This window comes from Acidovorax cavernicola (assembly GCF_003581445.1).
This window is the reverse complement of the sequence record NZ_QXMN01000196.1, coordinates 1-1,576: the sequence shown is the minus strand read 5'-3', so window position 1 is coordinate 1,576 and position 1,576 is coordinate 1. Positions and strand designations below refer to the sequence as shown.

Annotated in this window: 2 protein-coding genes; both read right to left on the bottom strand. The window is 67.3% G+C overall.

Features of this window, described 5'->3' with window-relative positions; genetic code table 11:
* Positions 1–468 (bottom strand): RNA polymerase sigma factor (locus D3H34_RS32435; RefSeq protein WP_167481321.1); only part of this gene is annotated, 468 nt, incomplete at its 3' end.
* A 304-nt stretch (positions 469–772) separates the two neighbouring features.
* Entirely contained in the window at positions 773–1,336 is a 564-nt protein-coding gene (locus tag D3H34_RS32430) for a peroxiredoxin (RefSeq protein ID WP_286186553.1), read from the bottom strand.
* Positions 1,337–1,576 lie beyond the last annotated feature (240 nt).

The following is a 1,576-nucleotide window of genomic DNA, read 5'->3' as shown; positions in this document are numbered from 1 at the left end:
TTCCTCGACCGTATGGCCTTCGATGCGGTGCAGCGTGCACGCTTCGCGCTGGCGCGCGGGCAGCTCCTGGATCGCCTGGTCGAGCCGGCCCAGCAACTGGTTGTGGCCCGCGTGCGCGTCGGTGTGGCCGGCTTCGGTATGCAGGTCAGGCTCGTCTGAGTCTTCCTCGAGCGCCACGCGCTGCAGGCCTTCGCGCTGCGCGCTCTTGCGCCAGCCGTCGATGGCGACATTGCGCGCGGCGCGGCGAAGATAGGGCTGCTCGTCGCCGGGCGCGATCGCCTTGCCGGTCGCGGCCAGGCGTGCGAACACTTCCTGCGTCGCGTCCTCGACTTCGGCGGCCGAGCCGAAATAGCGGCGCATCATGCGCGCCAGCGGCGCGCTCCAGCGCGCATACAGCTGGCTCAACTGGTCGCCTGCCGCGGCCGGGGCCTGCGGCCCGCCTTCGCCCGGCATGAAGTCGCGTTTCATGCCCGGCCTCCGTTGCGGCGCGGCCCGGCGCCGACAGGTCTTGAACCCGTCATGGCATGCAGTCGCGCAGCAGAAGAAGTCGTTGGAACGGGCAAGAGAATCCGGCACGGGTAAGACGCAGGGCCACCACGAGGGTGAGGCCGGGAGCGGCGAAAAAACGCCGGTCCGGGCAAAGGTGGTCGCCATTCTACTGAGAATCGTTCGCATGCAGCACGCGCATCGCCCTGAGCGCCTGTCGCCATGCCCGCCTCATTGTCCCGGCCATGAAGTGCGCCGGCGCAGTACCGGTTCGCGCCAGCAGCGCTTACTTTTTCGCGCTGCGCTGCAACTGCTGCACGGCCGCCTTGGTCTGCTCCACATGCGCGGTCGGGTCGGAGCCGACATGGGCGAACTTGATCCTGCCGTCCTGGCCGATCACATACGAGATGCGGTCGGCGCGCCGCGGATCCGCTGCCGCCGACGCCTCGTAGGCGCGTATGGTCCGGGCCTGGGGATCGGACGCCACGGCGAACTGGTCGCGGCAGGCTTCGGTGGAAAAACGCTGCAAGGTGGCGATGTCGTCATGCGACATGCCCACGACCTGCGCGCCCATCGCATTGAACTGCGGCGTGGCCTCGGCAAAGGCGTGGGCCTCCATGGTGCAGCCCTGGGTAAACGCCTTGGGGAAGAAGTACAGCACCACCGGGCCCTTGGCGAGCGCGGCTTTCATGTCGAACTCGAAAGGCTTGCCCGCGACGGCTGCCGGCGTGGTGAAGGCCGGCGCCGCATCGCCGACCTTGAGCACCGCGTGCGCGGCCGGGGAGAACAGGGCCGCCAGCACAACGGCTGCGGAAAATGCGAAGGGAATGCCAAAGCCGGTAGTGCGCATGGGAGCTTTCTGCCAATGGTGGATGAATGGCATTGTCCAGGCTTTCGGTTTTTCCCTGGCTGCGCATGCCCTGTGCATCGGCACGCTGCCTACGACTAAAGACCGATGCGCGCGCAAAAGGCCGCTGCTACTGTCGGCCATGAGCCGGTCAGCGCTCAGCCGACGCTGGCGCGGTTCTTCCGTCAGCACGCAACAGGAAATCGACATGAAAACCATGGAACAACCGGTGCAGCAGGACGC

Coding starts and splice junctions, on each gene's coding strand:
- D3H34_RS32430 (WP_286186553.1), bottom strand. CDS start 1,336: ATGCGCACTACCGGCTTTGGCATTCCCTTCGCATTTTCCGCAGCCGTT.